This is a genomic window from Novosphingobium lindaniclasticum LE124, assembly GCF_000445125.1.
Taxonomy (GTDB): domain Bacteria; phylum Pseudomonadota; class Alphaproteobacteria; order Sphingomonadales; family Sphingomonadaceae; genus Novosphingobium; species Novosphingobium lindaniclasticum.
The window spans coordinates 1-26,181 of record NZ_ATHL01000090.1; the positions used below are offsets into that span (position 1 = coordinate 1).

At 65.3% G+C, this 26,181-nt stretch carries 27 protein-coding genes; 14 read left to right on the forward strand and 13 right to left on the reverse strand.

Annotation, left to right across the window (positions count from 1 at the left end; translation table 11 throughout):
• Positions 1 to 47: 47 nt before the first annotated feature.
• Together L284_RS38605 and L284_RS38610 are read right to left on the reverse strand one after the other, a co-directional pair.
• Complete coding sequence (locus L284_RS38605) at positions 48 to 1,343, reverse strand: PQQ-dependent sugar dehydrogenase (RefSeq protein ID WP_021234732.1); 1,296 nt, start codon at positions 1,341 to 1,343, stop codon at positions 48 to 50.
• A complete protein-coding gene (locus tag L284_RS38610) occupies positions 1,340 to 1,798 on the reverse strand; it encodes a DUF2231 domain-containing protein (RefSeq protein ID WP_040713592.1) in 459 nt (152 codons plus the stop codon). Before L284_RS38610 ends, L284_RS38605 begins: the two co-directional genes overlap by 4 nt.
• A gap of 162 nt (positions 1,799 to 1,960) precedes the next feature.
• Between L284_RS38610 and L284_RS38615 the strand changes: the two genes are divergently transcribed.
• Entirely contained in the window at positions 1,961 to 2,413 is a 453-nt protein-coding gene (locus L284_RS38615) for a barstar family protein (protein WP_021234734.1), read from the forward strand.
• On the opposite strand, the gene L284_RS38620 is transcribed toward L284_RS38615, so the two are convergent.
• Entirely contained in the window at positions 2,410 to 3,084 is a 675-nt protein-coding gene (locus tag L284_RS38620) for a GntR family transcriptional regulator (protein WP_021234735.1), read from the reverse strand. The two genes, L284_RS38615 and L284_RS38620, sit on opposite strands and share 4 nt — an antisense overlap.
• 104 nt (positions 3,085 to 3,188) lie before the next feature.
• On the opposite strand from L284_RS38620, the gene L284_RS38625 reads away from it, so the two are divergent.
• The 5 genes from L284_RS38625 to L284_RS38645 are packed head-to-tail and all read left to right on the forward strand — an operon-like array spanning position 3,189 to position 8,044.
• On the forward strand, positions 3,189 to 3,788 hold the full coding sequence (locus L284_RS38625; protein ID WP_021234736.1) for an amino acid synthesis family protein: 600 nt from the start codon (positions 3,189 to 3,191) through the stop codon (positions 3,786 to 3,788).
• A 2-nt stretch (positions 3,789 to 3,790) separates the two neighbouring features.
• Positions 3,791 to 4,609 (forward strand): alpha/beta fold hydrolase, encoded by an 819-nt coding sequence (locus tag L284_RS38630; protein WP_021234737.1) that lies wholly within the window; start codon positions 3,791 to 3,793, stop codon positions 4,607 to 4,609.
• Entirely contained in the window at positions 4,606 to 6,084 is a 1,479-nt protein-coding gene (locus tag L284_RS38635; protein ID WP_031342547.1) for an aldehyde dehydrogenase, read from the forward strand. Before L284_RS38630 ends, L284_RS38635 begins: the two co-directional genes overlap by 4 nt.
• A gap of 14 nt (positions 6,085 to 6,098) precedes the next feature.
• The gene (locus L284_RS38640) at positions 6,099 to 6,608 is read left to right on the forward strand and encodes a flavin reductase family protein (RefSeq protein WP_021234739.1); all 510 of its coding nucleotides are present in this window, start codon (positions 6,099 to 6,101) and stop codon (positions 6,606 to 6,608) included.
• The gene (locus L284_RS38645; RefSeq protein WP_021234740.1) at positions 6,605 to 8,044 is read left to right on the forward strand and encodes an NAD-dependent succinate-semialdehyde dehydrogenase; all 1,440 of its coding nucleotides are present in this window, start codon (positions 6,605 to 6,607) and stop codon (positions 8,042 to 8,044) included. Before L284_RS38640 ends, L284_RS38645 begins: the two co-directional genes overlap by 4 nt.
• Before the next feature lie 255 nt (positions 8,045 to 8,299).
• Here L284_RS38645 and L284_RS38650 read toward each other — a convergent pair whose 3' ends face one another.
• From L284_RS38650 to L284_RS38660, 3 genes are read right to left on the reverse strand one after another with little or no spacing between them, the layout of a single operon-like run.
• A complete protein-coding gene (locus L284_RS38650) occupies positions 8,300 to 8,695 on the reverse strand; it encodes a carboxymuconolactone decarboxylase family protein (protein WP_021234741.1) in 396 nt (131 codons plus the stop codon).
• Positions 8,695 to 8,988, reverse strand: a complete 294-nt coding sequence (locus L284_RS38655) for a DUF1330 domain-containing protein (protein WP_021234742.1) — start codon at positions 8,986 to 8,988, stop codon at positions 8,695 to 8,697. The genes L284_RS38650 and L284_RS38655 overlap by 1 nt, the downstream gene beginning before the upstream one ends.
• 3 nt (positions 8,989 to 8,991) lie before the next feature.
• Positions 8,992 to 10,029, reverse strand: coding sequence for an LLM class flavin-dependent oxidoreductase (locus L284_RS38660; protein ID WP_021234743.1), 1,038 nt, complete (start codon positions 10,027 to 10,029; stop codon positions 8,992 to 8,994).
• 122 nt (positions 10,030 to 10,151) lie between these two features.
• Here L284_RS38660 and L284_RS38665 point away from each other — a divergent pair, with 122 nt between their 5' ends.
• From L284_RS38665 to L284_RS38675, 3 genes are all read left to right on the forward strand, one after another.
• Positions 10,152 to 11,552 carry a purine-cytosine permease family protein gene (locus L284_RS38665; protein WP_021234744.1) on the forward strand — a complete coding sequence of 467 codons (1,401 nt, stop codon included), beginning with the start codon at positions 10,152 to 10,154 and terminating at the stop codon, positions 11,550 to 11,552.
• 23 nt (positions 11,553 to 11,575) lie between these two features.
• Positions 11,576 to 12,712, forward strand: coding sequence for a 3,4-dihydroxy-2-butanone-4-phosphate synthase (ribB, locus tag L284_RS38670; RefSeq protein WP_152524693.1), 1,137 nt, complete (start codon positions 11,576 to 11,578; stop codon positions 12,710 to 12,712).
• An 86-nt stretch (positions 12,713 to 12,798) separates the two neighbouring features.
• Entirely contained in the window at positions 12,799 to 14,118 is a 1,320-nt protein-coding gene (locus L284_RS38675; RefSeq protein ID WP_021234746.1) for a hypothetical protein, read from the forward strand.
• An 89-nt stretch (positions 14,119 to 14,207) separates the two neighbouring features.
• Here L284_RS38675 and L284_RS0124400 read toward each other — a convergent pair whose 3' ends face one another.
• The 7 genes from L284_RS0124400 to L284_RS38705 all read right to left on the reverse strand — a co-directional run bounded on the left by L284_RS0124400 (position 14,208) and on the right by L284_RS38705 (position 19,942).
• Positions 14,208 to 15,485 (reverse strand): sulfotransferase family protein, encoded by a 1,278-nt coding sequence (locus L284_RS0124400; protein WP_021234747.1) that lies wholly within the window; start codon positions 15,483 to 15,485, stop codon positions 14,208 to 14,210.
• Positions 15,486 to 15,581: 96 nt separating this feature from the next.
• On the reverse strand, positions 15,582 to 16,124 hold the full coding sequence (locus L284_RS38680) for a DUF4142 domain-containing protein (protein WP_021234748.1): 543 nt from the start codon (positions 16,122 to 16,124) through the stop codon (positions 15,582 to 15,584).
• A gap of 136 nt (positions 16,125 to 16,260) precedes the next feature.
• The gene (locus tag L284_RS38685; protein WP_235054423.1) at positions 16,261 to 17,226 is read right to left on the reverse strand and encodes a YihY/virulence factor BrkB family protein; all 966 of its coding nucleotides are present in this window, start codon (positions 17,224 to 17,226) and stop codon (positions 16,261 to 16,263) included.
• A gap of 190 nt (positions 17,227 to 17,416) precedes the next feature.
• Positions 17,417 to 17,704: a hypothetical protein gene (locus L284_RS38690; protein WP_021234750.1), complete on the reverse strand. Its 288-nt coding sequence runs from the start codon at positions 17,702 to 17,704 to the stop codon at positions 17,417 to 17,419.
• A gap of 16 nt (positions 17,705 to 17,720) precedes the next feature.
• Complete coding sequence (locus L284_RS38695) at positions 17,721 to 17,975, reverse strand: hypothetical protein (protein ID WP_021234751.1); 255 nt, start codon at positions 17,973 to 17,975, stop codon at positions 17,721 to 17,723.
• A gap of 78 nt (positions 17,976 to 18,053) precedes the next feature.
• Positions 18,054 to 18,941 carry a sensor domain-containing diguanylate cyclase gene (locus L284_RS38700; protein ID WP_235054425.1) on the reverse strand — a complete coding sequence of 296 codons (888 nt, stop codon included), beginning with the start codon at positions 18,939 to 18,941 and terminating at the stop codon, positions 18,054 to 18,056.
• A 296-nt stretch (positions 18,942 to 19,237) separates the two neighbouring features.
• Positions 19,238 to 19,942: a helix-turn-helix domain-containing protein gene (locus tag L284_RS38705; RefSeq protein ID WP_021234753.1), complete on the reverse strand. Its 705-nt coding sequence runs from the start codon at positions 19,940 to 19,942 to the stop codon at positions 19,238 to 19,240.
• Between the two features lie 206 nt (positions 19,943 to 20,148).
• On the opposite strand from L284_RS38705, the gene L284_RS38710 reads away from it, so the two are divergent.
• The 5 genes from L284_RS38710 to L284_RS38730 all read left to right on the forward strand — a co-directional run bounded on the left by L284_RS38710 (position 20,149) and on the right by L284_RS38730 (position 26,178).
• Positions 20,149 to 22,959: a bifunctional diguanylate cyclase/phosphodiesterase gene (locus tag L284_RS38710; protein ID WP_021234754.1), complete on the forward strand. Its 2,811-nt coding sequence runs from the start codon at positions 20,149 to 20,151 to the stop codon at positions 22,957 to 22,959.
• Positions 22,960 to 23,050: 91 nt separating this feature from the next.
• Positions 23,051 to 23,821: a uroporphyrinogen-III C-methyltransferase gene (gene cobA, locus L284_RS38715; protein ID WP_021234755.1), complete on the forward strand. Its 771-nt coding sequence runs from the start codon at positions 23,051 to 23,053 to the stop codon at positions 23,819 to 23,821.
• A complete protein-coding gene (locus tag L284_RS38720; protein ID WP_021234756.1) occupies positions 23,818 to 24,114 on the forward strand; it encodes a DUF2849 domain-containing protein in 297 nt (98 codons plus the stop codon). The genes cobA and L284_RS38720 overlap by 4 nt, the downstream gene beginning before the upstream one ends.
• Before the next feature lie 2 nt (positions 24,115 to 24,116).
• Entirely contained in the window at positions 24,117 to 25,751 is a 1,635-nt protein-coding gene (locus L284_RS38725; protein WP_021234757.1) for a nitrite/sulfite reductase, read from the forward strand.
• Positions 25,744 to 26,178: a DUF934 domain-containing protein gene (locus L284_RS38730; RefSeq protein WP_021234758.1), complete on the forward strand. Its 435-nt coding sequence runs from the start codon at positions 25,744 to 25,746 to the stop codon at positions 26,176 to 26,178. Before L284_RS38725 ends, L284_RS38730 begins: the two co-directional genes overlap by 8 nt.
• Positions 26,179 to 26,181: the final 3 nt, after the last annotated feature.

Below are 26,181 nucleotides of genomic sequence, written 5' to 3' on the forward strand. Positions count from 1 at the left end.
GAAGTCGGCGCTTTTTCGTGGGTAACCGGTACCGGATCTCTCCCCTATCAGCGTGTCGGCGCGATCCGCCACAGGGTGTTGGAAAGGTCGTCGGCCACCAGCAGCGCGTTGCCGACGGGATCATAGGCGACTCCCACCGGCCTTCCGCGTGCGTGGCCATCCTTGATGAAGCCGGTGAGGAAATCCTGCGGCTTGCCGGAAGGCCGTCCTTTTGCGAAAGGCACCCATACGACCTTGTAGCCCGACAGGTCCTGCCGATTCCAGCTGCCGTGCTCGCCCACGAAGGCTCCTTCCGCGTAGCCACTGCCCAGGCCCGCCCCCGTCACGAAGGACAGGCCGAGCGCAGCAACGTGAGAGCCCAAGGCGTAATCGGGCCGGATCGCGGCTCGAACCAGGCCCGGCTTCTGTGGGTGAACGCGCGGATCGGCATGCTGGCCCCAGTAACTATACGGCCATCCATAGAAGCCGCCGTCCCTTACCGAGGTCAGATAATCCGGCACCAGCTGCGGGCCAAGCTCGTCGCGTTCGTTGACGACGGACCAGAGCTGCCCATTGGCCGGATTGATGGCGAGCGCGGTGGGGTTGCGAATACCGGAGGCGTAAGTCCGGCGCGCACCGGTCTGCCGGTCGATCTCCCAGATCTGCGCGCGATCCTCCTCCACATCCATGCCCCGCTCGCCGACATTGCTGTTCGAGCCGATCCCGACATAGAGCTTCGCCCCGTCGGGAGAAGAGGTCATGGCCTTGGTCCAGTGATGGTTGATGCGCGAAGGCAGCTTCACCAGTTCCTGCCCCGGCCCCTGGGCCTGAGTCAGACCGTCGCTGTAGGGAAACCGGACGATGGCATCCTGATTGGCGACGTAGATGCTACCGGCCGCATAGGCGAGGCCGTAGGGCGCGTTCAGACCCGACGCGAACACCGTGCGCAAGTCGGGCTTGCCGTCCCCGTTCGTGTCGCGCAGCAGGGTCACGCGATTGCCGCCTTTCACCGGAGTCTTGCCGGTCGACTTGATGTAGCCGGCTATCACGTCCTTGGGACGGAGGGTCGGCGCGTCCTGACCGCCCATGCCTTCGCCGATCAGGATGTCGCCATTGGGCAGAACCAGGATCTGGCGCGGCACCTTGAGGCCTGTCGCCATGGCCGTGACCGTGAAGCCCGGGGGAGCCTTCGGCGCTTCTCCCTCCCAGCCGGCCGGTGTCGCGATGTTCATCGGCGGCAGCAGGGTCTGCCGCTGCTTGGGCAGATCGGGCCGCGCGCCGGTCTGGTCGAGGCCGGGCTCGCTGCTACCGCAGGATGCGAGCGCCAGTGCGGAGACGCCGATGAGGATGGGACGCATGCTCATCGCGCGGCCTCCATGGCCGCCGTGCGGCTTTGCGAGAAGAACACCATACCGGCAGCCAGCACGAACAGAGTGCTCAGCACGGACAGCGCGAGACCCAAGGTTCCCACCGAACTCCATCCGTCATGACTATGCTGGAAGGCATTGAAGAGACCGGCGATCCACGCGAGCGCCAGCAGGAGCAACGAAACGCCCTTCCGGCGCCGCAGTGCTCCCCGGCTGACGATAGTCCCGATCGCGCTCCAAAGCAGAGTGAAGCCTCCGAAAACCAGCGCGCCGGTAATCAGCCAGGCGGAGAAGTTCGTCCACTGGATCTGCGAGGTCTGCACATAAGCGATATCCGACAGCAGGGCGGCGGGGAACAGCGCGACCGGGAAGGCCAGCAGCACGGCATGAAGCGGATGGGGCGAGAGACGCGGTGGACGAGTGGCCCGGAGTACCGGCGACGCGCTGGGCAAGGAACATCTCCCGATCGGAACGGCATTGTGACCCCTGCAATGCCCAAACTGCCGTTTTGTTTCCCGAAAAGGCCAAGCAACGCGCACGGCCGAAGCGGATCGGCCCTGACGTCGCTTCGGCGGTGGGCTGTCGGTTCCCGCCGAATCCTGTAGGCTGCGGCAATGAATGCTCCAGATACCGGCAAGCGCATTATCATCGAAGGCGACGCCATCCGCGATATCCCGTCCTTCTATGACGAGATCAACCGTGTTTTCATGGCGGGCGAGCACTGGAAGCTCGGGCAAAGCCTCGATGCCCTGGCCGACCTGCTATACGGCGGCTACGGCGCGATGGCAGGCGCACGCCAGGCCACCATCCTCTGGCGCGACATCGCGCTCAGCCAAGCCGCCCTTGGCATCGAAACGACACTGGACTTCCTGCGCGGCCGCGTTCTTGCGCGCAGCCAGTTCAACGGCAGTTCCATCGCCGGGCAGATCGCCGCGCTGGAAGCCGGGCGCGGCAAGACATACTTCGACATCGTGCTCGAGGTCTTCGCGGATCATCCGAACATCCGCTTCGCGCAGGCACCGCATGGACCCGACGGCTACTTCCACTTCGCCAGGGGAGCGCCCTAGGACGGCTTCTGCTTGCTCTTGAGCATTTCGACGGCGATCAACGAAGCTTCGTGCACATGTTCGCGGCAGGCCTTTGCCGCGGCGTCGGCATTGCGGCTGGCGATCGCATCGACGATCTTGGAGAGCCGCTTGAGCCCCGCCGCCTGACGCCCCACGACGGACAATGTCATTGCCCGCATCTGGCTGATCCGGCTGTTGAGGCGCTGGACGATTTCCCAGGCGATCTCATGCCCGCCAGTCTTGAAGATGACCTCGTAGAAATGAGTCGTGGCCGCCAGTGCGGCGATGGCGTTCTTGTCTTGGTGGGCGGCTTCGATCGCGCAAAGCGCCTCGCGCAGGCTGGCGACGGTTTCGGCCGAGGAATGCTCCGCGCAGGCGGCCGCCGCCGATGATTCGAGCTGCATGCGAATCTCGTAGATCTGCTGCGCCTGCTCCGGCGAGATCGAGGAAAGCCGCGGACCGGACGGCGTGCTTTCGACCAGCCCCTCTGACTCCAGATTACGGATGACTTCGCGGATGACGGATCGACTCACCCCCAGCCTGTCCCCGAGAGTGCGCTCCACCAGCCGCTCGCCGGGAGCGATCTGCCCCTGCATGATGGCATCACGCACACGATCCAGCGCGATAAGCCTCAAAGTCTGCGGCCGCGCTTCGATCCGTTCCAAAGTCATTCTCCACAAGGGTTTCGCTGTCTTCAACCGCTCATGACAAGAACCGTTGCAAGTGTCCAGTCTTCTGGTATACCACCATACAACATTCCAAGGAGGTTGCCCCAATGGCTCTGAAGATTCGCAAGCTGGTATCCTATGTCGAGGAAGTCCGGATCGAAGGCGGCAAGGATGCCGAGCGTCCCGTGACGACCGTGCTCGTGGCTGCCGTCGTGAAGAACCCCTGGGCCGGCCGCGACTTCGTGGAAGATCTCCAGCCCGAGATCCGCGCCTATGCCTCGGACCTTGGCGCGCTCATCGTCGAGAAACTGACGACCACCATCGGCGGCGCGGACAAGATCGAGGCCTATGGCAAGGCTGCCGTCGTCGGCGGCGCGGGCGAGATCGAACATGCCTCGGCGATGATCCACACGCTGCGCTTCGGCAACCACTTCCGCGAGGCGGTGAACGCCAAGTCCTACCTCAGCTTCACCAACAAGCGCGGCGGGCAGAACACCTCGATCCAGGTGCCGATGATGCACAAGGACGACGAAGGCCAGCGCTCGCACTACATCACCGCCGAGTTCGCCATTTCCGACGCGCCGCTCGACGATGAGATCGTCATCGTGCTCGGCGCTGCCGATGGTGGCCGCGTCCACCCGCGTATCGGCAATCGCTATCTCGACCTGGAAGCCATTGCCGCGGAAAAGGCCGCGCAGCAGGGCTGACCGTGCGGGCGGACACTTTCCCCACCGCATATGAGGATACGGGCGGCAACAAACCGCCCGTGATCCTGATCCACGGCGTCGGGCTGTCGCAGGCGATGTGGATCGCGCAGAAGACCGCGCTGGCGCAAGACTATCGCGTCATCACGCTGGACATGCTGGGGCACGGCGGAAGCCCGGCTCCCGCTACCGACGCCGGGCTGGACGACTATGCGGACCAGGTGGCGGGACTGATGGACCACCTGGCCGTCGACAAGGCGATCCTGATCGGCTTCTCGATGGGCGCATTGGTGGCGCGGGCCTTTGCCCTGCGCTTCCCGGCCCGTCTGTCGGGGCTGGTCCTGCTCAACGGCGTGTTCAACCGCTCCGAGGCTGTGCGCGCCACGATCCTCGGCCGGGTGGACGAAGTACGGCTGGCGGGACCTGCGGCCAACTCGGACGCCGCCATCGAACGCTGGTTCACGCCGGAGTTTCGCGCGGCTCAGCCCGGTTACATTGCCGATCTGCGTGCCCATATGGCGGGCAACGATCATCACGGCTATCTGACGTCCTACGGCCTTTTCGCAAGCCAGGACAATTTCGGTGCCGACCGCCTCGGCGAGATCGCCGTGCCGACGCTGGTCGCCACCGGAGAGTTCGATGTCGGCTCCACGCCGGAGATGACCCGCGAACTGGCCGCGCGCATCCCCGGCGCGAAGGCTGAAGTCATTGCCGATGCACGCCATATGATGCCGGTGGAAATGCCGGAAGAGACCAATGCCTTGCTGCTGGGCTTCCTCGATACGATCGCCCAGTCGCCCATAACTGCCGGAGAGGCTTCATGACGACACGTAAATTCCAGATGCTGGTGAACGGCGCGTGGATCGACGCTGGATCCGGTCGAACTTACGAATCCCGCTATCCTGCCACCGGCGAAGTCTGGTCCGTCCTGCCCGATGCCGACGAAGCGGATGCCGATCGTGCGGTTCGCGCCGCCGATGCCGCATTCCGCAGCCCGGCCTGGCGCGGCCTTACCGCCACCGCGCGCGGCAAGCTGCTGCGCCGCCTCGGCGACCTGGTCGCCGAGCATGCGGGCGAACTCGCCGAGCTCGAAACGCAGGACAACGGCAAGCTGATCCGCGAGACGCGCGGGCAGCTTTCCTACCTGCCCGAGTTCTTTCACTACAGCGCCGGTCTGGCCGACAAGCTGGAAGGTAGCACGCTCCCCATCGACAAGGCGGACATGTTCGCCTTCACCGTGCCCGAGCCGCTGGGCGTCGTCGCCGCGATCATTCCGTGGAACAGCCCGCTTTACCTGACCGCGATCAAGCTGGCGCCCGCCCTGGCGGCAGGCAACACGCTGGTCATCAAGCCCTCCGAGCATGCCTCTGCCAGCATCCTGCGCTTCGCGGCACTCGTCGAGGAAGCCGGTTTCCCGGCAGGCGTGGTCAATGTCGTGACCGGTCTCGGCCCCAGTGCAGGTGCGGCGCTCACGAAGCATCCGCTGGTGCGCCGTATCGCCTTCACCGGCGGTCCGTCCACCGCACGACACGTCATCAAGGCCAGTGCCGAGAATTTCGCCAAGCTCTCGCTGGAACTGGGCGGCAAGTCGGCAAACATCGTCTTCGACGATGCCGACCTCGAAAGCGCAGTGAATGGCGCCGTCGCGGGCATCTATGCCGCTTCGGGCCAGAGCTGCGTCGCCGGTTCGCGCCTGCTGGTGCAGGACGGCATCTACGACCGCTTCGTGGCCGCGCTGACCGAGCGCATGGCCCGCATCCGCATCGGTGATCCGCTCGACTCCAATTCGGATATGGGCCCCATGGCGACCGAGCAGCAGCTTGGCATCGTCGAAGCCATGGTCGGCCGCGCGCGCGAGGAAGGCGCCGAAGTGCTCGCCGGGGGCAAGCGTCCTGCCGGGCGCGACGGCTGGTATTACGAGCCGACGCTGCTCGCCTGCGATTCCGACCAGTTGGACGTGGTGCAGAACGAGGTGTTCGGCCCGGTCGCGGCGATCATGCGCTTTTCCGGCGACGCCGAGGCGCTCGCCCTGGCGAACGGCACCGAGTACGCGCTTGCGGCAGGTATCTGGACGCGCGACATCGGCCGCGCCCACCGGTTCGCGCGCGATGTCCATGCCGGGATCGTCTGGGTCAACACTTACCGCGCCGTCTCGGCCATGGCCCCGATCGGCGGCTACGGCGCAAGCGGCTACGGGCGCGAGGGCGGCATCCATGCCGTGCTCGACTACACCGAGTTGAAGACCGTCTGGGTCAACCTGTCGGAACAGCCGATGGGCGATCCCTTCGTGATGCGGTGAGAGGAGAGAACACGATGACCACGACCGTAATCGATACGGCTGAGTTCCGGAAAGCGATGGCCGAATTTCCCTCCGGCGTGACGGTGGTCACGGCCCTCGACGAGCAGGGCGGGCTGGTTGGCTTCACCGCCAGCGCCTTCTCCTCGCTGTCGCTCGACCCGCCGCTGGTGCTGGTCTGCCCGGCGCTGACCTCCGCCACCTATCCGCACCTGGTGCGCGGTGGCCGTTTCGCGATCCACATTCTCGCTTCCGACCAGAAGGACCTTGCCATGGCCTTTGCCTCGAAGGGCATGGACAAAGTGGCGGCGCTGGAATGGACGCTCAGCGATCTCGGCAATCCGCTGCTGAAGGGCGCGAGCTGTGTGCTGGAATGCAGTCTCTGGCGTGAATACGAAGGCGGCGATCATGCCATCCTCGTAGGCGAAGTCCTGCGCATCGACCGCTGCGAGAGCGGTGTCCTGCTCTACCACCGCTGGCAGATGAGCAACCATGCCGTTCCGGAAGTGGAGATCGCATCGGCATGACCATTCGCAATCTTCATCCTTTCCGCGAACAGGCCTTCGTCGGCGGGATCTGGACTGCCGCGCCTGAAACGGTGCCGGTGACGGACCCGGCCACCGGCGAGGTCATTGCACAAGTCCCTCACCTCGGTGCCGACGAGACCCGGACCGCGATCGACGCGGCGGCAAAGGCTCAGGCCGAATGGCGCCATCGTCCCGCGGGCGAGCGGGCCGACCTGTTGCTGCGCTGGCATGGCCTTATGCTGGAACATCAGGAGGCGCTCGCGGCGATCCTGACGGCGGAACAGGGCAAGCCTCTCGCCGAAGCGCGGGGCGAAGTGCTCTATGCCGCCAGCTTCGTGCGCTGGTTTGCCGAGGAAGCTCGGCGCATCGAAGGCGAGGTGATCCCCGCGCCGCGTTCCAACCAGCGCATCCTGGTCTGGAGCGAGCCGGTCGGCGTCGTCGCGGCGATCACGCCGTGGAACTTCCCGGCGGCAATGGTGACGCGCAAGGTCGCCCCGGCGCTCGCGGCGGGCTGCGCCATCATCGTCAAGCCCGCGCCGGAAACGCCGCTGACCGCGCTTGCTCTGGCGGCTCTGGCCGAAGAAGCGGGCCTCCCGGCCGGACTGCTCAGCGTCGTCACCGGAGAGGCGACCGCCATCGGCGGAGCGTTCATGGCCAGTGACGTCGTGCGCAAGCTCTCCTTCACCGGCTCGACCGGCGTGGGCCGCAAGCTCTACGAGCAGTCGGCACCGACGCTGAAGCGGCTTTCGCTTGAACTGGGCGGAAATGCGCCGTTTCTCGTCTTCGATGACGCGGATGTCGATGCGGCTGTCGAGGGTGCGCTGCTGGGCAAGTACCGCAATGCCGGGCAGACCTGCGTCTGCGTCAACCGCTTCCTGGTGCAGGACGGCATTCATGACGCCTTCGTCGAGCGGCTGCGGCAGCGGGTCGAGGGCCTTGTCGTCGGTCGCGGCACGGAGGCGGGCGTGACGATCGGACCGTTGATCAATGCGCGCGCGGTCGAGAAGGTCGAGCAGCATATCGCCGATGCCGTGGCACGCGGCGGGCGCCTGCTGGCGGGCGGTGCCCGGCAGGAGGGCCTGTTCTTCCCGCCCACGCTGATCGCCGACGTTCCGCGCGATGCGCTGGTGGCATCGGAGGAGACCTTCGGCCCGCTCGCCGCCGTGATCCGCTTCGAGACCGAGGAAGAGGCCATCCGCATGGCCAACGATACCGAATTCGGCCTGGCCGCCTATGCCTATACCCGCGACATCGGCCGCGCCATGCGCGTTGCCGGGGCGCTGGAATACGGCATGGTCGGGCTGAACGAGGCGGCGATCTCCACGGAAGTCGCGCCGTTCGGCGGCATCAAGGCATCGGGCATGGGCCGTGAGGGATCGCGCCATGGCATCACCGACTATCTCGAACTCAAATACGTGATGATGGGCGGTCTCTGACCGCTTCGACGAGGATCCCCTTGGGTCGCACAAGGGAAGCGCCGGCATCTGCAAGGATGCCGGCGCTTTTGTCTGTCGGTCCATGGCATCGTCCGGACTCGATCCGGGACCGGTGTGGTCTTTAGGCGCTACCTCGCGCCTGGCCGCCGTTTACGGAAGGACGCGCCCCGCCGGACAGCAGGCGCCTCAAGACGGCCAGCGGTCCCGGATCAAGTCCGGGACGACGTGATTGCCTAGCGCATCACCCTCGCGGCATCACCCCTGCGCGTCTATCTCCGCGAAGACCTCGCGCGCCAGGCGGAAGCTGTCGACGCCTGCGGGGATGCCGACATAGACGGCGATCTGCAGCAGCACCTCGCGGATTTCCTCGCGCGTCAGCCCGTTGTTCAGGGCGCCGCGTATATGCGCCTTGAACTCATGGCTGCGATTGAGCGCCGCGATCATGCCGAGGTTGAGGATCGAACGGCTGCGGCGATCGAGGCCGGGCCGGTTCCAGATCTCGTCCCAGCAATATTTCGTCGTCAGTTCCTGCATGGCCCAGTTGAAGTCGTCCGCGCCGTCCAGCGCCTTGTCGACATAGGCGTCGCCCAGAACGGCGCGGCGGGTGGCAAGGCCCTGCTCGAACTTTTCATCCCTTGGCTTGTCGGTCATCAGTCCAGTCCTTCGACGATCAGGATTTCCACCTCGGCCGCCCCGTGCCGCTTCTCGCGCGCGGCGCGGTATGCGGGCGAGTCATGGCAGGCCTGTGCGGCCTCCATGCTGGGGAACTCTATGACGACCGTGCGCTCGGAAGGCTCCGGGCCTTCGAGCGCCACCGAACGCCCGCCCCGCGAGAGCAGCGTCCCGCCGCCCGCGATCAGGGCGGCGGGGCCGAGGGCCATGTAACCGGCGTAGGCCTGCGGGTCGCTCACGTTGACCCGGGCGATCCAGTAGGCTTTCGGCATGGCTCAGGCGAAAGCCGGAAGCACTTCGTCGATGAAGAGACGCAGCGAGTCGCGCTTTTCCTCGAACGAGAGGCTGTTATCGACCCAGATGCTGTACTCGTCGACGCCCAGCGCCTCATAGCCCTTGAGGCGTTCGATCAGTTCGTCCGGCTTGCCGATCATGACGTTCTTGCGGAGCGTCTCTGGCACGTATTCGGGGAACTTCTCGGGATTGACCGGCGGTACGGCCTTCTGGAAACCGTTGACCGGCGGGACCTTGTTGACGAACCAGGCGCCGAACGAGCGGAAGAAGTACGAAATGCCCTCGGCCGCCGCCTGCCAGTCGTCGTCGCCCGTGTGGACGTGGGCGTGCTGCAGGATCATGATCTTCGGGCGCTGCGTGATGTGCGGCGCGGCGGCCACGGCGTTCTCGAACTTGTCCATCAGGTCGGCCACTTCGGCATCGCCCTTGGCCAGCGGGGTCGCCATCACGTTGCAGCCGTTGGCCACGGCGAACTTGTGCGATTCCGGGTCGCGCGCGGCGATCCACAGCGGCGGGCGCGCCTGAACAGGCTTGGGCACGCTGGTGGAGGCGGGGAACTTCCAGATTTCGCCGTCATGCTCGACATCGCCTTCCCACAGCGGCTGGAGCAGCGGCACCATCTCGCGCAGGTACTTGCCGCCGTCGGTGGCGGATTCGCCGTTGAGCATGCGGTCGAATTCGAACTGGTAGGCGCCGCGCGCCAGGCCCACTTCGGCCCGGCCGTTGCTGATCACGTCGAGCAGCGCGGCTTCGCCGGCCATGCGAATCGGATGCCAGAACGGCGCGATGAAGGTGCCGGCACCCAGGCGGATGCGTTTGGTGCGGCCCGCGACGGCCGCCAGCAGCGGGATCGGGTTCGGGGAGATGGTATATTCCATCGCGTGGTGCTCGCCGATCCAGACTTTGTCCATGCCGCCGGCCTCGGCCATGTCGCACAATTCCAGCAGTTCCTGGAACAGCTTAGGGTGCGAAACGGAGTCGTCGTAGCGCTCCATGTGCAGAAAGATCGAGAACTTCATCTTCCATCCTTTTCCCTGCCTCGCTGAGGGGAGGCTCAAAATTTCTCTTGCGACTCACTCGAAGCAAGAATACCGTCCGATGGTATACCACAAAAACGATGGTGCAAGAGGATAACTGAAGCATGGCTAAAGCGGGCGACACCTCGGCCGGCGTGATCGAGGAAAACAGCATCGGCTTCGTGCCGCTGGCACAGCGCCACGGCAAAGTGCGCGATCTCTTCACGCTCTGGTTCACCACCAACATCGCCCCGCTGCCGGTCGTCACCGGCGGCATGGCCGTGCAGGTCTATCACCTGCCGCTGACCTGGGGCATCACTGCGATCGTGCTCGGCCATCTCGTCGGCGCCCTCGTGCTCGGCGCCTGTTCGGCGCAGGGACCGCAGATGGGTCTGGCGCAGATGATCCAGAGCCGCGGGCAGTTCGGCCGCTACGGCGCGCTGCTGGTGGTGACGTTCGCTACCCTGCTCTACGTCGGGTTCTTCATTTCCAACATCGTCCTGGCCGCCAAGTCGGTCCATGCGCTGCAACCCGCCGTCGGCCTGCCGGTCGGCGCCGTGATCTGCGCGCTGGCGGCCGCTGGTATCGGCATCCTGGGCTACAACGTCATCCATCTGCTCAACCGGGTGGGCATGTGGTTCATGGGCGCGGGCCTCATCTTCGCTTTCGCCAATCTCGTGGCGCTCATGCCGTCCGAACTCTGGACCCAGGGCCAGGGCTCGATGATCGGCTGGCTGGCGATGTTCTCGCTGGCAGCGGTATGGCACATTTCCTACGCTTGCTACACTTCCGATTACTCGCGCTACCTGCCGCCCAGCGTCGGCATCCGCGCGCCCTTCCTGGCGAGCTTCGCCGGCGCGGCGCTGGGCGCGGGCGCCTCGTTCATCCTGGGCGCGGTGGCCGTTGCCGGAGCCCCGGCCGACGCCGATCCGATGGCGATCGTCAGCGGTGCGACCGGCGCGCTGGCACCGGTGCTGATGGCGCTGTTCGTCTTCAACATCATCAGCCACAACGCCCTCAACATCTACGGCGCAGTGCTGTCGCTCATCACCATGGCGCAGACCTTCTTCGCTTCCTGGCACCCCGGCCGCAAGGCGCGCGTCGTGCTCTCGACCCTGGTGCTGGCGGTCTGCCTGGTCATCGCGACGACCTCTGCGGACAACTTCGTGCCCCGCTTCATCGGCTTCGTGATCGGCCTGATGGTCGTCCTGGCGCCCTGGGCCACGATCAACATCGTCGACTTCTACTTCATCCGTAAGGGCCGTTATGACATCGACTCGTTCTTCCGGGCGGACGGAGGCATCTACGGCCGGATCGACCTGAAGGCTTCGGCGGCCTACCTCGCCGGCATAGCCGTCCAGCTGCCGTTCCTGGCCAGCAGCTTCTACACCGGTCCCCTCGCCGCGGCGATGGGCGGCGTGGACGTGGGCTGGCTGATCGCCCCGGTCGTCACCACGGCCGTCTACCTGGCCCTCGGCGCCAAGCGGAAGGCGGAACTCACCGCCGCCGCCTGCCCGGCCGAATGAACACGCACACCTGGGAGAGCGACATGGCCACGATAGCCCCCGATCACGACATCAAAGCCTTCCTCTCCAGCGCGGAGGAAATCATCGACGAGGCCCGCAACGGCCGGATGTTCATCCTCGTCGATGACGAGGACCGCGAGAACGAGGGGGACCTCGTGATCCCCGCGCAAATGGCGACGCCCGAGAAGATCAACTTCATGGCGCGCTACGGTAAAGGCCTGATCTGCCTGGCCATGACCGAGGCGCGTGTCGGCCAGCTTGGCATCGGGCTGATGAGCGCGCGCAACGGCACGCAGTACGGCACGGCCTTCACCACCTCGATCGAGGCGCGGGTCGGCGTCACCACCGGCATCTCGGCCGCGGACCGGGCAAGGACCATCGCCGTCGCCATCGACGGTAGCAAGGGCAGCGAGGAGATCGTCACGCCCGGCCACGTCTTCCCGCTGATCGCCCGCGAAGGCGGCGTGCTCGTCCGCGCCGGCCATACCGAAGCGGCTGTCGACGTCGCGCGGCTGGCCGGGCTCAACCCTTCGGGCGTGATCTGCGAGATCATGAACGAAGACGGCACCATGGCGCGTCTCGGCGACCTCCTGGCCTTTTCGCAGCTTCACGGCCTCAAGGTCGGCACGATCCGCGATCTCATCGCCTATCGCCGCCGCCACGACAATCTGGTCGAGCGCACCGCGCAGGTCAAATTCCAGAGCCGCTGGGGCGGCGAGTGGCAGGCCATCACCTATCGCAACCGCGCCACCGACACCGAGCAGATCGCGCTGGTGAAAGGCAGGATCGACCCGGCAAAGCCCACGCTGGTAAGGATGCATGTCATTTCCACGCTCACCGATATCTTCGCGGGAGAGACCGGCGGATCGGGCGTGCTGGAAACCGCCATGCAGACAATCGCGGAGGAAGGCAGCGGGGTGGTGATCGCCATCAACCGCGCACGCAACGACCGCTTCACCATGGCACTGAAAGCACAGGCCGGCACGCTCTCGCCCGCCGACATGGACGAACTGCGCGACTACGGCGTGGGTGCGATGATCCTCACGGACCTCGGGATCGAGAAGATGGTGCTGTTGACCAATACGCACCGTACGCCGGTGGCGCTGGCGGGCTACGGCCTCTCGATCGAAGGCGAGCGGCCTATAAAACCGCGCGGCTGAACCCGGAAAGGCGAGGCGCCGCCTAAAACGCATATTCGACAGTCCCGTCATCCTCGCTGCGGCCGCCTTGCCGCAAAGGAAGAGTCATGCTCCCCGTCATCGCCCCCGTCCTCGCCCCCGTCGTCCTGGCCGCAACCGCGCCGACGACGATCCCCGCTTGCACCGATCCCGCCACTTGCCCGGCACCGAGCGCCGAAGCCGCAGCTTCGGCCGACCCCGCGCCCGCTTCGAAACCGGACGCTCCGGCGCAAGTTCCGGCCGCGGAAGTTCCGGTGAAGGCCAAGCTGAACATCGGCGCGGCGCTGCGCGGTCGCTTCGATTTGCGCTTCAACGATGTGGGCAGCGCCGGTCAGCGCCGGACGTCGAACCACCTCTCGTTCGACACGCTGGCGCTCACCGCCGACTACGATTCCGAGAAATTCTTCGGCGCCGCGCAGTACCGCTTCTACGGCGCCAGCTTCATCTACGGCAAGAACGGCGGCTACGAAGGCTATCCCGGCGAAGTCCAGTTCCTGATGTACGCCTATGCCGGTGCCAAGCTGAGCAAGGAGGACAGCGTGACCGTCGGCATTCAACCGGTGCCGTTCGACGATCGCTACTGGGGCTCCTCGATCCTGGACGACCTGGGCTTCGTCTACGGCATGGAGGAAGTCTACAACCTCGGCATCAAGTACAAGCGCCAGACCTCCGACCTGCGGGTTGAACTCGGCTTCTTCCCCGGCAGCGGGCCTGCCGTGATGGGCATCAGCCGCGATGCCGCACGCTATTCCACGAACATCGCCAGGGCCGACAGCTACGTCCCCAACGGCTCGCAGAACGACGAACGGAAGATGGTGATCGGCAACGTCCAGTACGCGCTGATCAACCAGCCGAATACCACGCTGAAGGCCACCGCCTCGGCCTGGGTGTCCAGCATCTACAACTTCGACACGAACGACGAAGGCAGCAAGCACCTCTTCGCCTTCAGCCTCACCGGCAGCCACGGTCCCTGGAGCGCCAAGGCGCTGGTCGCGCGGCAGGACATCGATCCGCGTAATGCCGGCCGCAACGACATGATAACCATGGGCGGCTTCGACGGCAGCTACAATGTCGCCGCCAAGGGCACTTACGCTTTCGGTGAGATCGGCCGAACGATCGATACCGGCAAGTTCCCTTTCGATCTGCTCGTCTATGCCAACTACGGCAAGTTCATGAAGGACGCCGCCGGCTTCAAGGACAGCGAGCGCTTCGACCTGGGCGCAGTATGGACCGCCAAGGACAAGGGCAGGATCAAGGTCTATTCCGAATTCCTGCTCGGCCGGAACGATCCGTTCGTCGGAGCCGGACAGTTCATCTCGGGCGCGGCGCAAGGCGGCGACGACAAGTGGAAGGCGGCCTTCATGATGATCTTCGGCTACTATTTCTAGAGCGGTTTCCGAGTCATCAGGTAATTCCACCTGATTGGAAAATGCTCCAATGGGCGATCTTCCGGCAAACGGCTGAACGCCCTTCCCGGTCAGGCCGCGACCTGGCGGGCCGGATCGCTTGCGGCATCGTCCAGGGCCCTGCGGATTGTCGCCTCGCAGAGGCCGAAATCGGCGATGTCGTAGTGGTGGCGGCGCAAGCGGGCATGGCTGCGGCGCGCGGCGAAGCGGGCCATCCGGCGCTCCACGTCCGACGTGAAGGGCATGCCCAGGCTGTGGTAGACCCGGCGCATCTCGCTGCGCCAGTCTAGCTGCATTTCGTGGAAATCGACCGTCACGCTCGGCCCGGAATGACGGCTCAGGCCTTCGTCGATCCGCTGTTTGCGCAGCGCGGTCTTGGCCAGCCATTCCCGCCCGATCCACAGCGGATCGGCGCTGCGGCTCTGTACCGCCATCTGATTATGGACCAGCGAGGCGGACGACCCCACCACGCTCACCGGATCGCGCTCCAGCACGACAAGGCGGGCGTCGGGAAACACCTCGAGCACGGTTCGCAGATCCTGTCCGAACTGCGGGATCTTCAGCACCCATGGCCGGTCGCGCTGGTCGCCGCGCAACCAGCGGATGGTCTGCAAGTAGGCCCGGAACTCTTCATAGACCGTCCTGCAGTCCGCCGCCTCGCCCGCGCGCGCAAAGGAGGGTATGCGCCACTGCGCCTCGAACGCCGCTCCATAAAGGGCGATGTTGTGGATTCCGATCTCCTCGTCCGCCGCGAAAGCCGAGGCGGGATGGATAATCTTGAATTGCGGATTGAGCCATGACGCCAGGCGCAGCGCGAACCAGCCGCGGACGATCCGATCGTCGAAGCCCTTGTGCATCCGTCGCGGCAGGGGATTCCAGCTTTCGAAGAAGCGCGTGAAGGTCAGGCCGGGATCGCAGGCCAGCATACGCTGCATCCGCGTGCTGCCGGATCGCATCTGCCCGACGATGATGATCGGCCGTTCGATCGGAACCTCAAGGATCTCCGGGCGGCGCTGCCACAATGCCGCAGCGCGCAGCCGGTTCGCGAGTGCGGCTACCAACTGGCCGTAAGCGATGGTCGTCCCCAGCGAGGTGAGCGCCGCTTCCTGCGCCAAAGCCTCGCAAAGCCTCTCCAGCCGCCCGCGCCATCCGTTGTCCAGACCGAAATCGCTGAGCCCGACGGCGCCTGCGGCGGCCTTCATCAAAGCGGCGGGATGCAGTTCGGGCCGCTGGAGCCAGCCGCGCTGCCAGCATCGTTCGAGCCAGACATCCGCCTGCTCCGCCGAAGAGCGCCGGTCCGGCTGGCGGGCAGGTCGTTGAACGGGGCGGCTTAAAGGGGTTGGCGCCATCCGGAGCGGGGTGCTTTCGAGAGCAAAAAGGGCACGCGGCAAGCGGCAGCGCCCAAGGAGAGAGGCCAGGTATCGATCGACACCCGGCCCATCCGCTTACATGGCGTGGTCGGCGCCCTTCCCGGAGGGCATCTTCTGCAACATCGAGAGGTGCTGCTTCACGATCGGCACGGCAGCCTTGGCGCTGGTCTTCAGCGGGGCCTTGTCGCCGCCCGATGCATAGGACTGGTGCAAGTCGAGCGCCGCCTGGTGCGCGGGCAATTGCTGGCCGATATAGAGCCGGTCGAAATCCGCCGCAGATGCAGTCTGGAGTTCGTTGATCGATGCCGTCGCCCCGGCATCCAGCGCCGGCGCCATGGGCGACAGGCCCGCCGCCTGCGCTGCCTTGATCGTGGCGGCGGTGGTCTTCCGGTGATGGTCGATCATCATCTGCGCGAACTTGCGCACAGCCGGATCCCGGGACTTCTCGAGCGCGATCTGGCTGGAGTTGATCTCGTAGAGATCGCTCATGCCCGCAGCCTTCACATAAGGCATCGCCTGCATCTTCGCCTCTGCCGGCGGAGGTGGCGGCGGGGTTTGCGCAAAGACCGGAGCGGCCGTCAGGGCAAGAACGAGCGCAAGACCTGTAAGCTTGATCATGAAGTTCTCCTTATGGATCTCGCGGCAACCGTCCGTTTGACACTAAGTTCCGGTGCGAACGCGCAAGTTGATCGCGATCAACAATGACAACTGCCATCTCCGCTCCCTATCCCGGTACTTGCGCGCGGGCGGCGCCTTATCCCGTGTGCGCGACCGTGTCCGCCGCATAGGCACCGCGTTCGCCCATGGGCCGCGCCGCACCCGTGGTAGTATCCAGCGCGGTCTGCCGCTCCAGTTCGCAGTTCAGCTCGGCGCCCAGCAGAAGGACGTAGGCCGAAAGGTAAAGCCAGGTGAGCAGGACCATGGCCGCGCCCAGGGAGCCGTAAGTGGCGTCGTAATTGCCGAAGTTCGCCACATAGAGCCCGAACCCGAAAGTGATGATCATCCAGGAGGCCGATGCGAAGATCGAGCCGGGCGTGAGCCAACGCCATTTCGCCTGCGCCCGGTCCGGCCCGTACCGGTATACGGTGGCCGCGAGTGCGGCGCCTATCACCCCCACCAGCAGATAGGAGACCAGCGTAAGCGCGATCTTCACGAAAGGCGGCGCGGCAGCCGCCGAGCTTCCCAGCGCCGAGAGGGCTGCGATCGCCACCATCGCCAGAATGGCGACGAGCACGCTCCCGGCGGCAATGGCGAATGCCGTCAGGTTGACGCGCAGAAAGCTGCGGCCCTCTTCCTCGTCATAAGCGATGTTCAACGCGACGATCAGTGCCGAGGCCCCTTTCATCACGCCGTAGAGGGCGATGGCCAGCGCGATCAGCAGGCCCATGCCCTTCTTGCCGTCGGAGGTGTGAACCACGTTCGATAGCTGCTCGCCGATGAGCCTTGCCGCATCGCGTGGCATCATGCCCGTGAGGGAGGTTATGTTCGAAGCGACCGTTTCCGGCGTCGCGATGAGGCCATAGGTAAGCACGATCGCGCCCAGGGTCGGCACCATCGCGAGCACGGCGCAGAAGGCCACGCCCGAAGAGATCAGCCCGAGATTGTCCTGGCTCGATTCCTTCCAGGCGCGGACGATGACTTCTCTCCACCCCGCAGGCGGGATCGATGTCGGCTTGGCCGCCTGCATGCCGTTGGATGCTTCGGATAGGGTGTCTGACAATGCGTTTCCTCCTGTTTCGGGAAGCGAACAAGCCAGGACCCGACACGTTGCAGGACAAGTTCGATAAGGCAGCGGAGACGATTTGATGAGGCCGACGCCGCTCTACCGGATCGCATGTAAAAGGCGTCCGGCGGTAACGCGGAAGCCGCCGCGCGGCGACCACCCGTTACCGAACCAATAGCGGCGTCGCTCAGGCGCCGCTTGCCGTCTCGAATGCGCGCCGGATCGCTTGCTCGCGTCCGGCATCGTTGACATCCACGGACACCGTGATGCCGCCCGCCAGAGCGGCATCTTCGCGCCCTGACTCGAGCACGGCAGGCGCATCGCCGCCGCTGGCCGCTTCTCCCGAACTGTTCTGCGCGCCTTGCGCGGTCACGAAGATGTCCGTCCGCTCCACGCCCAGTTCCTGAACGAGGTGCTCGACGGCGAGTTCGGCCTGCTCGCGGGTGGCGAAGGTCTTTTCCAAGGTGCTGCTCATGCCGGTCTTCCTCCGTTCACGAGGTGTAGCCGGCCGGAACGGCAGTCGGCTTGAAGGTGACGGGACGCAGGCCCTCCAGGTCTTCCTTGGGCACATGCCCGTGCGGATCGGGTCGGAAGTGCGGGTCGGCGCGTAGATTGCGATCCCGCACCGGGTCGCGATCGAGATCGCGCGGCGTGTAGCCGACGTGGTCGGTCTTGGCGGCGCTGCGGGCCAGCAGCTTGCGGCCCGCGTAAGCGGCCAGCCCCAGCAGGGCGAGTTTACGGATCATGCGTGACGTTCCTTTCCCAATTGACGTTGCTCTGAAGCAAGCCAATCGGAGCCCGGTCGGTTCCAGCGGAAATCGCGTCTACACGCCAGCGCGCCGCGGTTTTTCCATCTCCAGGCGATTACGGCCTTTCGCCTTGGCGCAGAAAAGGGCGAGTTCAGCCCGTTCGATGGTGCTGTCCATGCTCTCCGAAATGGAGGCGACACTGCCGCTGGCGGTGATCGCCAGGCGGCTGTCGCCCACCTTCTGGCGCAATTCCGCCATCGTCGTGACTACACGCGCGCAGATCGCCTGGGCCTGCTGCGGCGTGGTGCGCGGCAGGAGCACGGCAAAGCGTTCGGAACCGATGCGCGAGATGATGTCGTCGGACCGGAGCATCTCGCGAAGCAGGTCCGCGAAAACCCGCAGCACGTCGTCCCCGGCGGTTTGCCCGTACTTCATATTGATCGTACGGAAGAAATCGATGCTGAACATCGCCAGGCAGCCCTCCATGCCTTGCGCGATCATGTGTTCGAGCATGGAGATGAAAGCGGCGCGATTGGTCAGTTGGGTCAGCGGATCGGTATAGGTCGCCGCGAAAAGCTGCTCGCGCAGACTGCGCCGCTCGTCGATCGAACGCATGACCGCCAGAGCGCCATAGACGGCGCTGTCTTCCATCAACGGACGGATGCGGATCTCGAACCAGGTCTCGCGGGCATCGGCCGTGACGGCGGGGAACTCCGTCCACCGGGTGCCCTGCCGGCCTTCCAACGCGCTCGACAAAGCACGGGTGACGGCCTCTCGGCCCTGCTCCGCCACCAGATCGAGCAAGTGCGGGCCAACGTCCCCATGCGGCTCCACGCCCAGCTTGCGGATACCAGGCGAGGCATGGACGATCATCCCGTCACGGTCGGTCTTGATGATGACGTCGGAAGAAGTCTCCGCCAGCAGTCCGTACAGCGCGGAACTCTCCTGAACGGTGAAATTCATGCCCATCTTGATATTGCCCCGGATCGGAGACCGCAGGTCTCCACGAAAATTGGCTACAGAAACACGCTCCCCTCCTCGCGCATCGTTAGCAAACGCCCGGTCAACAAGAAGACGAAACGCAAGCAGAACAACACCCGATTTCCGGGAACCGCAAAAATAACCCTCCTCGACGTTCGTTAGCCCTGTTACCTAACGAAAACGATTACAAGTTATTGTTATTCATGTATTTACCATTTTCACGATGAGTCGTGAAGAGAAATCGCCCGGCGCCTGGCCCAGCGCTGGTTGTTCACGCTCTAAAGTTCGATCATGATCCTGATCTTGTCGGGACTTGTCTCCACGGCCGCGGCAATCTGGTCGCGGCAGCGCGCGATGAGTTCCGGCAACCCGGCCACCGTCCGGCCCGGACGAAGTTCGGCTGCCGTGACGCCCAGTTCCGCCGCGATCGCCGCCAATCGCTCTTCTATCGGCCGGGCCCGGCCCTGCTCCCAGGCCCAAACGGTCGGCTTGCTCACGCCGAGGCGAGCAGCGAGTTCACCCTGGGTGAGGCCGCGCAGCTTGCGCAGGCGATGAACCCGCTCGCCAAAACTTTCCCCGCCGATCGCAGCGGGCGCGGTGACGGCGGGCGGCGGCGCGATATCCGCGTCCTGCGAAGCGCTGCGCAGCTGCGCGGCGCTGAGCACGGCGGGATGCAGCGGCGTATCGAACGCGCAGCCAAACAGGCGCCCACTGGCCCACACGACGCGCGCGCGGGTCAGGCCCGCCTCGGGAAGCGCGATATCCAGCACTTCGCCGATTTCCATGTCGACGCGCGTCTCCAGCAAGAGACCCGTCTCGGAAAAATTGTGAATCGTCACCGGAGTCTCGACGCCCGAAGGCAACGCCCCCTGCGTCTCGATCATCAGCCGCCTGCGCACGGCGCGCGGACTGTCCGCCTGCTGGCCGGCATTGCCTGACGCTTTATCCGTAATCGTGTCTTCAAAATGTGCCGCTATCGGCATGGCGCAATCTCCAGGAGAATCGCACCCTGTCCCCACAGGGATTAAGATTGAGTTAGCATTTCGACTAATTCCGGCTTTTGCACTATTCGCAAAAACCCGCAGATCGATGGTAACATTTCACGCAATGGAAAACACAATAAAGTCTCCGTTAATCACTTTCTAACCCGTCCATCCGTATCGCCCTTAGGTGAAAAACCGGGGTTGCAGTGTTCGACATCTATCTTTGCATCCGCGATGGGCACGATCTGAAATTCGTACTGCTCGCCGCGCTGATCTGTCTGCTGTCCTCGCTGACGGCATTGGCACTGCTGCGCCAGGCGGCCGACAGCACCGGGTCCGCGCGGCGGCGCTGGTGGTGCATGGCAGGCGCAAGTGCCGGTTTCGGCATCTGGGCCACGCATTTCGTGGCCATGCTGGGCTTTGCGCCCGGTATCGTCATCGGCTTCGAGTCCGGCCTGACACTGACCTCGCTGATCATACCGGTCGTCGCGCTCTCCCTGTCGTTCGGCCTCCTGACGGAAAGCAAGGGGCGCTTCGTCCTGATCGGGGCATCGGCGCTGGCCGCCTTGGGCATCGCCGCGATGCACTACACCGGGATGATGGCGATGGAAGTGCCGGGCGTCCTGCGCTGGAAGACCGGCTTCCTGGCGGCTTCGGTGATCATCGCCTTTCTGCCCCTCTACCCCGCCTTCACGCTGGCACTTGAAGACCGGCGGTTGCGCGGCCTTCTTGCCGCGACGGCCCTGCTGTCCGCCTCGGTCGTCGGGCTGCACTTTACCGGCATGACCGGCATGACGATCATTCCCACCCGCCTGCATGCGATCGAGCAGCTCATTTCGCCGCGCGAGATGGCAGGCGCCGTGGCCGGAGTGAGCTTCCTGCTCGTCGCGCTTTCCGCGATTTCGCTGGTCGTCAGCCGGCGGACCGCTGCCGCCGTCGCCCTGAGCGAGCGCAACTTCTCCTTTCTCGTGCGCGGTATCTCGGACTGCGCGATCTACATGCTCGATCTCGAAGGCCGCGTCAGGAACTGGAACGCGGGCGCGCAGCGCCTCAAGGGCTACGCCGAGGACGAGGTGATCGGTCTTCATGTCTCCTCCTTCTACACGCCGGAGGATCGCGAAGCCGCGCTCGACCGGGTCGCCTTGGAGGCCGCCCGGTCCCAGGGCCGCTACCACGGCGAGGGTTGGCGCGTCCGCAAGGACGGCTCGCGGTTCTGGGCTCATGTGACGATGGAGCCGATGCTGGACGACCTGGGCCAACCGATCGCCTTCGCTAAGATCACCCGCGACATGACCCGCTTCAAGGAAGCGCTGGACCGCACCGCCGAGGCCAATCGCCAGCGCGACGCGGCGCTGGGTCACATGCACCAGGGGCTCTGCCTGTTCGGCGCCGACGAGAAGCTGGTGCTCTCCAATATCCGGTACCTGGAAATGTACGGCTTGGCGCCCGACGCCCTGCGGCCTGGCATGTCCCTTTCCGAAGTGATCCGCCTCAGCAGCCTTACGCGTTTTGCACCGCATCTGATCGCCGACCGGGTTCGCGTGGCGGAGCGCGCCATCCGCGACAATCTCGCCACGGATGCCCACTCCCCGATCCTGGCCGAATATCCCGACGGCAAAGTCGTCTCCATCGCCACCAGGCCGATGCCCGGCGGCGGCTGGGTCTCGACGTTCGACGATGTGACGCGGCAGCGCGAGTCCGAAGCGCAGATCGCGCATATGGCGATGCACGACGGTCTCACCGGCCTGCCCAACCGCACGCGGTTCAACTTGTGGATCGACGAGATGCTGGAACAGGCCAGCCGCCACGGCAAGCGGCTCGGCGTGGCGGCGATCGACCTCGATCGGTTCAAGGAGATCAACGACACTTACGGCCACTCCTGGGGCGATGTGGTCCTGGCGGAACTCGCCCGCCGCCTCGGTTCGGCGCTGGGCGAGGAAGAGATCGCCGCCCGGCTCGGCGGCGACGAGTTCGGACTGGCCAAGCTGTTCGACAGCGACGAGCAGCTCGCTGAATTCCTTCGCCGGATCGAGCCTTGCTTCACCCAGCCGGTCGCGCATCAGGGCCAGGAGCTCAGCTTCGGCGCCAGCCTGGGTATCGCAGCATACCCGCACGACGGCATCGACCGCGAAGCGCTGCTCAACAATGCCGACCTCGCGATGTACCGCGCCAAGGCCCAGATCGGCGAGCGCATCTGCTATTACGAGCCGGGCATGGACGAAATCGCGCGGGCGCGCCGCCAGCTCGCCAATGACTTGCGCCTCGCCGTCGAGCGTGACGAACTGGTGCTGCTGTACCAGCCGCAATGCCAGCTGCGCAGCGGCCAGCTTTCCGGCTACGAGGCGCTGGTGCGCTGGCACCACCCCCTTCACGGGCTTGTTTCCCCTGCCGAGTTCATTCCGATCGCCGAGGAATCCGGGGCGATCCTCCAGATCGGGGAATGGGTCCTGGCCCAGGCCTGCCGCGAAGCCGCCACCTGGCATTCGCACCATCGCGTCGCGGTCAACGTCTCGCCGGTACAGCTCGTCCAGCAGGATCTGGCGCCGATGGTCGGCCGCGTGCTGACGGAGACGGGGCTTTCGGCCTCCCGCCTCGAACTGGAAATCACCGAAAGCGCGATCATCACCGACAAGGTGCGCGCACTCAACAACTTGCGCCAGCTGAAGGAACTCGGCGTCGCCATCGCCATGGACGATTTCGGCACCGGCTATTCCTCGCTGGACACCCTGCATTCCTTCCCGTTCGACAAGATCAAGATCGACAAGTCCTTCCTGCTGGAATCGGACCAGAACGAGCAGGCTCGCGCCATCATCCGCGCGGTCCTCGCCCTGGGCTCTTCGCTGCGCATTCCGGTCCTGGCCGAAGGCGTCGAGACCGCCAGCCAGTTCGAATTGCTCATCAGCGAAGGCTGCGAGGAAGCGCAGGGCTACTTCCTGGGCCGCCCCGATCGGGCACCCAGCCTCAAGTCTGAATCCCCGGACACGGTGCCGGAAACCAGGGCCGAGGCGTTCGCCTGACCGTTCCCGCGAACGCCGCTAAAGCCTCCCTTGCCCCGCGCAAAGCCATTATCGCTGGCAATCGAAGGCGCGGAGGATCATCTGCGCCACCATGCAAGCGAATCCCGCCTCTATCGGCCGAGTCCATCTGGTCGGCGCCGGTCCCGGAGACCCCGATCTCCTGACGCTGCGCGCCGCCCGGCTGCTGATGAATGCCGCGCTCATCGTGCACGACGGACTGGTCGATCCGGCGATCCTGGCCATGGCGAAGCCCTCGGCTCGCCTGATCTCCGTGGCCAAGAGCCGCGCGCGACACACGATGAGGCAGGAAGAGATCAACGCCCTGCTCGTGCGGGAAGCTCTGGCGGGACATGATGTCGTTCGCCTCAAGGGCGGGGACCCCTTCGTGTTCGGACGCGGCGGCGAGGAGGCGGAAGCCTGCCATGCCGCCGGTGTGCCGGTGGACGTGGTGCCCGGCATCTCCTCCGCGCTGGGCGCCTCGGCCGCCGCGCAGATCCCGCTCACCCACCGCGATCATGCCTCGATCGTCACGTTCGTGGCAGGCCAGTGCAAGGGACTGACCGACCAGGATTGGTCTGGCCTAGCCGGCAAGGGCCGCACTCTGGTCATCTTCATGGGCATCGCTACGGCCGGTCAAATCGCCGAGAAGCTCATGGCGGACGGCCTTGCTCCCGATGTGCCGGTGGCCGTGATCGAGAACGCCACCCGTTCGGCCATGCGCGTTCTGCGCGGGCCACTCGCCGGACTGGCCGACCTTATCGCGGATGCGAAAGTGCAAAGTCCCGCACTCATCGTCATCGGGCACGTCACCGCAGAACCCGACAACACCATTCGCGCCCTGGCGCTGGAGGCAACGAAGTGAAGATCCTGACGGGCAACGACCTGAAGACCGGAGCGGTCATCTGGTGGACCGGCGTGGGCTGGTCGCTCGACGTCAACGAATCCGCCGACGTGGGCGAACATGGCGCCGCCCTGGTGGCGCGCGAGGAAGGCGCCCAGCACGTCGTCGCCGCCTATGTCGTCGATGGCGGGAAGACCGCAGAAGGCATCCGGCCCGCCCACATCAAGGAACGCATCCGCGCCCTCGGGCCGACCGTCCGCCTCGACCTGACGCCGAAGGCCTCCGACCCCGCAGCCGCAGACTGGGTGATCTGAGCATGTACAAGTACGACGAATACGACCAGCAGATGGTCGATACGCGCGTCGCGGAATTTCGCGACCAGGTCCGCCGCCGCCTGGCCGGCGACCTGACCGAGGACCAGTTCAAGCCGCTGCGCCTGCAGAACGGCCTCTACCTCCAGCTTCACGCCTACATGCTGCGCGTCGCGGTGCCCTATGGCACGCTGAATTCCGCGCAGATGACGCTGCTGGGCGACATTGCGGACAAGTACGACCGCGGCTACGGCCATTTCACCACGCGCCAGAACATCCAGTACAACTGGATCAAGCTGGAAGACACGCCCGACATCCTGGCCGAACTCGCCAAGGTGGAAATGCATGCCATCCAGACCAGCGGCAACTGCATCCGCAACATCAGCTCGGACCAATATGCCGGCGCTGCCGCGGACGAGATCGTCGATCCGCGTCCTTATGCGGAACTGCTGCGCCAGTGGTCGAGCTTCCACCCGGAATTCCTGGTGCTGCCGCGCAAGTTCAAGATCGCCGTCATCGCCTCCGAAACCGACCGCGCGGCGATGCGCCTGCACGACATCGGCATCAAGATGGTGAAGAATGACGCCGGCGAGATCGGCGCCCGGTTCTACGCCGGTGGCGGCATGGGCCGCACGCCGATGATCGCTCCGCTGATCCGGGAATTCGTGCCGCTGGACCAGCTGATCACGTTTTCGGAAGCGTGCCTGCGCGTCTACAACCGCTACGGCCGCCGCGACAACAAGTACAAGGCGCGCATCAAGATTCTCGTCCACGAACTGGGCCGCGACGAATATGTCCGCCAGGTCGAGGAAGAGTTCGCGCACCTGCTGACCCAGCCGATCGAGCCGCCGCTGGCCGAGCTGGAGCGGATCAAGGCGCACTTCGTCGATCCCGGCTTCGATGCGAATGCGTCGGACGATCTGGACCTGACCGATCCCGACTTCCGCCTCTGGGTGGAGCGCAACACGCACGCCCACAAGCAGGCCGGCTACGTGATCGCCACCGTCAGCCTCAAGCCCGTCGGCGGCATTCCCGGTGACGCCACCGCCGACCAGATCCGCCTGATGGCCAAGCTGGCGAAGGACTACAGCTTCGACGAACTGCGCGTGACTCACGCCCAGAACATCGTCTTCCCGCACGTCCGCAAGGCAGACCTCTACACCGTGTGGCAGGCGCTGGACGAAGCCGGTCTTTCCACCGCCAATCTCGACACCGTGGGCGACATTATAGCCTGCCCCGGCCTCGACTATTGCTCGCTGGCCAATGCGCGTTCGATCCCGGTCGCGCAGAAGATCTCCGAGCGTTTCGGCAGCGCCCAGCGCCAGGCCGAGATCGGTGAGCTGAAGCTGAAGATCTCCGGCTGCATCAACGCCTGCGGCCACCACCACGCGGGCCACATCGGCATCCTCGGCGTCGACAAGAAGGGCCTGGAAAACTACCAGCTCCTGTTCGGCGGCAGCGAAGGCGCGGACACCTCGCTCGCGAAGATCATCGGCCCCGGTTTCACCGAGGACGGCGTGGTCGACGCCATCGAAAAGGCCACCGAAGTCTATCTCGCCAACAAGCAGGGCGAGGAACGCTTCCTCGACACCTATCGCCGTATCGGCATGGACCCGTTCAAGGAGGCTATCTATGGTTGACGTCCAGTTCCGCTTCCGTGACGACGAAACCGTCAACGACCCCGCCGTCACCGTGGATTCGTTCTCGGAACAGTCCAACGCCACCGCCGTCCGCATCGAGCCGGGCGACGATGCCCGCGACCTGCTGCCCTACCTCGACCGCCTCTCGCTGGTGGAAGTGAGCTTCCCCGCCTGGACCGATGGACGCGGCTATTCCTCGGCCCGCATCCTGCGTGAAGCAGGCTATCGGGGCGAGATGCGCGCGGTGGGCGATCTGGTGATCGATATGCTCCATCACCTGCGGCGCTGCGGCTTCGATGCCTTCGCGCCCGAAAAGGCCCTCAACGAAGAGGACGCCCAGAGCGCGTTCGATCGTTGGGAAAACGTCTACCAGGCCACCGTCGTCGACGGTCGCCCGGCGATCTGGGCGAAGCGCCACCCGGCGTAAGCG

Excerpts from the sequence above, each read along its gene's own strand:
- L284_RS38605 (WP_021234732.1), bottom strand. The coding sequence starts at position 1,343 with ATGAGCATGCGTCCCATCCTCATCGGCGTCTCCGCACTGGCGCTCGCA.
- L284_RS38615 (WP_021234734.1), top strand. The coding sequence starts at position 1,961 with ATGAATGCTCCAGATACCGGCAAGCGCATTATCATCGAAGGCGACGCC.
- L284_RS38620 (WP_021234735.1), bottom strand. The coding sequence starts at position 3,084 with ATGACTTTGGAACGGATCGAAGCGCGGCCGCAGACTTTGAGGCTTATC.
- L284_RS38625 (WP_021234736.1), top strand. The coding sequence starts at position 3,189 with ATGGCTCTGAAGATTCGCAAGCTGGTATCCTATGTCGAGGAAGTCCGG.
- L284_RS38635 (WP_031342547.1), top strand. The coding sequence starts at position 4,606 with ATGACGACACGTAAATTCCAGATGCTGGTGAACGGCGCGTGGATCGAC.
- L284_RS38640 (WP_021234739.1), top strand. The coding sequence starts at position 6,099 with ATGACCACGACCGTAATCGATACGGCTGAGTTCCGGAAAGCGATGGCC.
- L284_RS38645 (WP_021234740.1), top strand. The coding sequence starts at position 6,605 with ATGACCATTCGCAATCTTCATCCTTTCCGCGAACAGGCCTTCGTCGGC.
- L284_RS38650 (WP_021234741.1), bottom strand. The coding sequence starts at position 8,695 with ATGACCGACAAGCCAAGGGATGAAAAGTTCGAGCAGGGCCTTGCCACC.
- L284_RS38655 (WP_021234742.1), bottom strand. The coding sequence starts at position 8,988 with ATGCCGAAAGCCTACTGGATCGCCCGGGTCAACGTGAGCGACCCGCAG.
- L284_RS38660 (WP_021234743.1), bottom strand. The coding sequence starts at position 10,029 with ATGAAGTTCTCGATCTTTCTGCACATGGAGCGCTACGACGACTCCGTT.
- L284_RS38665 (WP_021234744.1), top strand. The coding sequence starts at position 10,152 with ATGGCTAAAGCGGGCGACACCTCGGCCGGCGTGATCGAGGAAAACAGC.
- ribB (WP_152524693.1), top strand. The coding sequence starts at position 11,576 with ATGGCCACGATAGCCCCCGATCACGACATCAAAGCCTTCCTCTCCAGC.
- L284_RS38675 (WP_021234746.1), top strand. The coding sequence starts at position 12,799 with ATGCTCCCCGTCATCGCCCCCGTCCTCGCCCCCGTCGTCCTGGCCGCA.
- L284_RS0124400 (WP_021234747.1), bottom strand. The coding sequence starts at position 15,485 with ATGGCGCCAACCCCTTTAAGCCGCCCCGTTCAACGACCTGCCCGCCAG.
- L284_RS38680 (WP_021234748.1), bottom strand. The coding sequence starts at position 16,124 with ATGATCAAGCTTACAGGTCTTGCGCTCGTTCTTGCCCTGACGGCCGCT.
- L284_RS38690 (WP_021234750.1), bottom strand. The coding sequence starts at position 17,704 with ATGAGCAGCACCTTGGAAAAGACCTTCGCCACCCGCGAGCAGGCCGAA.
- L284_RS38695 (WP_021234751.1), bottom strand. The coding sequence starts at position 17,975 with ATGATCCGTAAACTCGCCCTGCTGGGGCTGGCCGCTTACGCGGGCCGC.
- L284_RS38700 (WP_235054425.1), bottom strand. The coding sequence starts at position 18,941 with ATGAATTTCACCGTTCAGGAGAGTTCCGCGCTGTACGGACTGCTGGCG.
- L284_RS38705 (WP_021234753.1), bottom strand. The coding sequence starts at position 19,942 with ATGCCGATAGCGGCACATTTTGAAGACACGATTACGGATAAAGCGTCA.
- cobA (WP_021234755.1), top strand. The coding sequence starts at position 23,051 with ATGCAAGCGAATCCCGCCTCTATCGGCCGAGTCCATCTGGTCGGCGCC.
- L284_RS38725 (WP_021234757.1), top strand. The coding sequence starts at position 24,117 with ATGTACAAGTACGACGAATACGACCAGCAGATGGTCGATACGCGCGTC.
- L284_RS38730 (WP_021234758.1), top strand. The coding sequence starts at position 25,744 with ATGGTTGACGTCCAGTTCCGCTTCCGTGACGACGAAACCGTCAACGAC.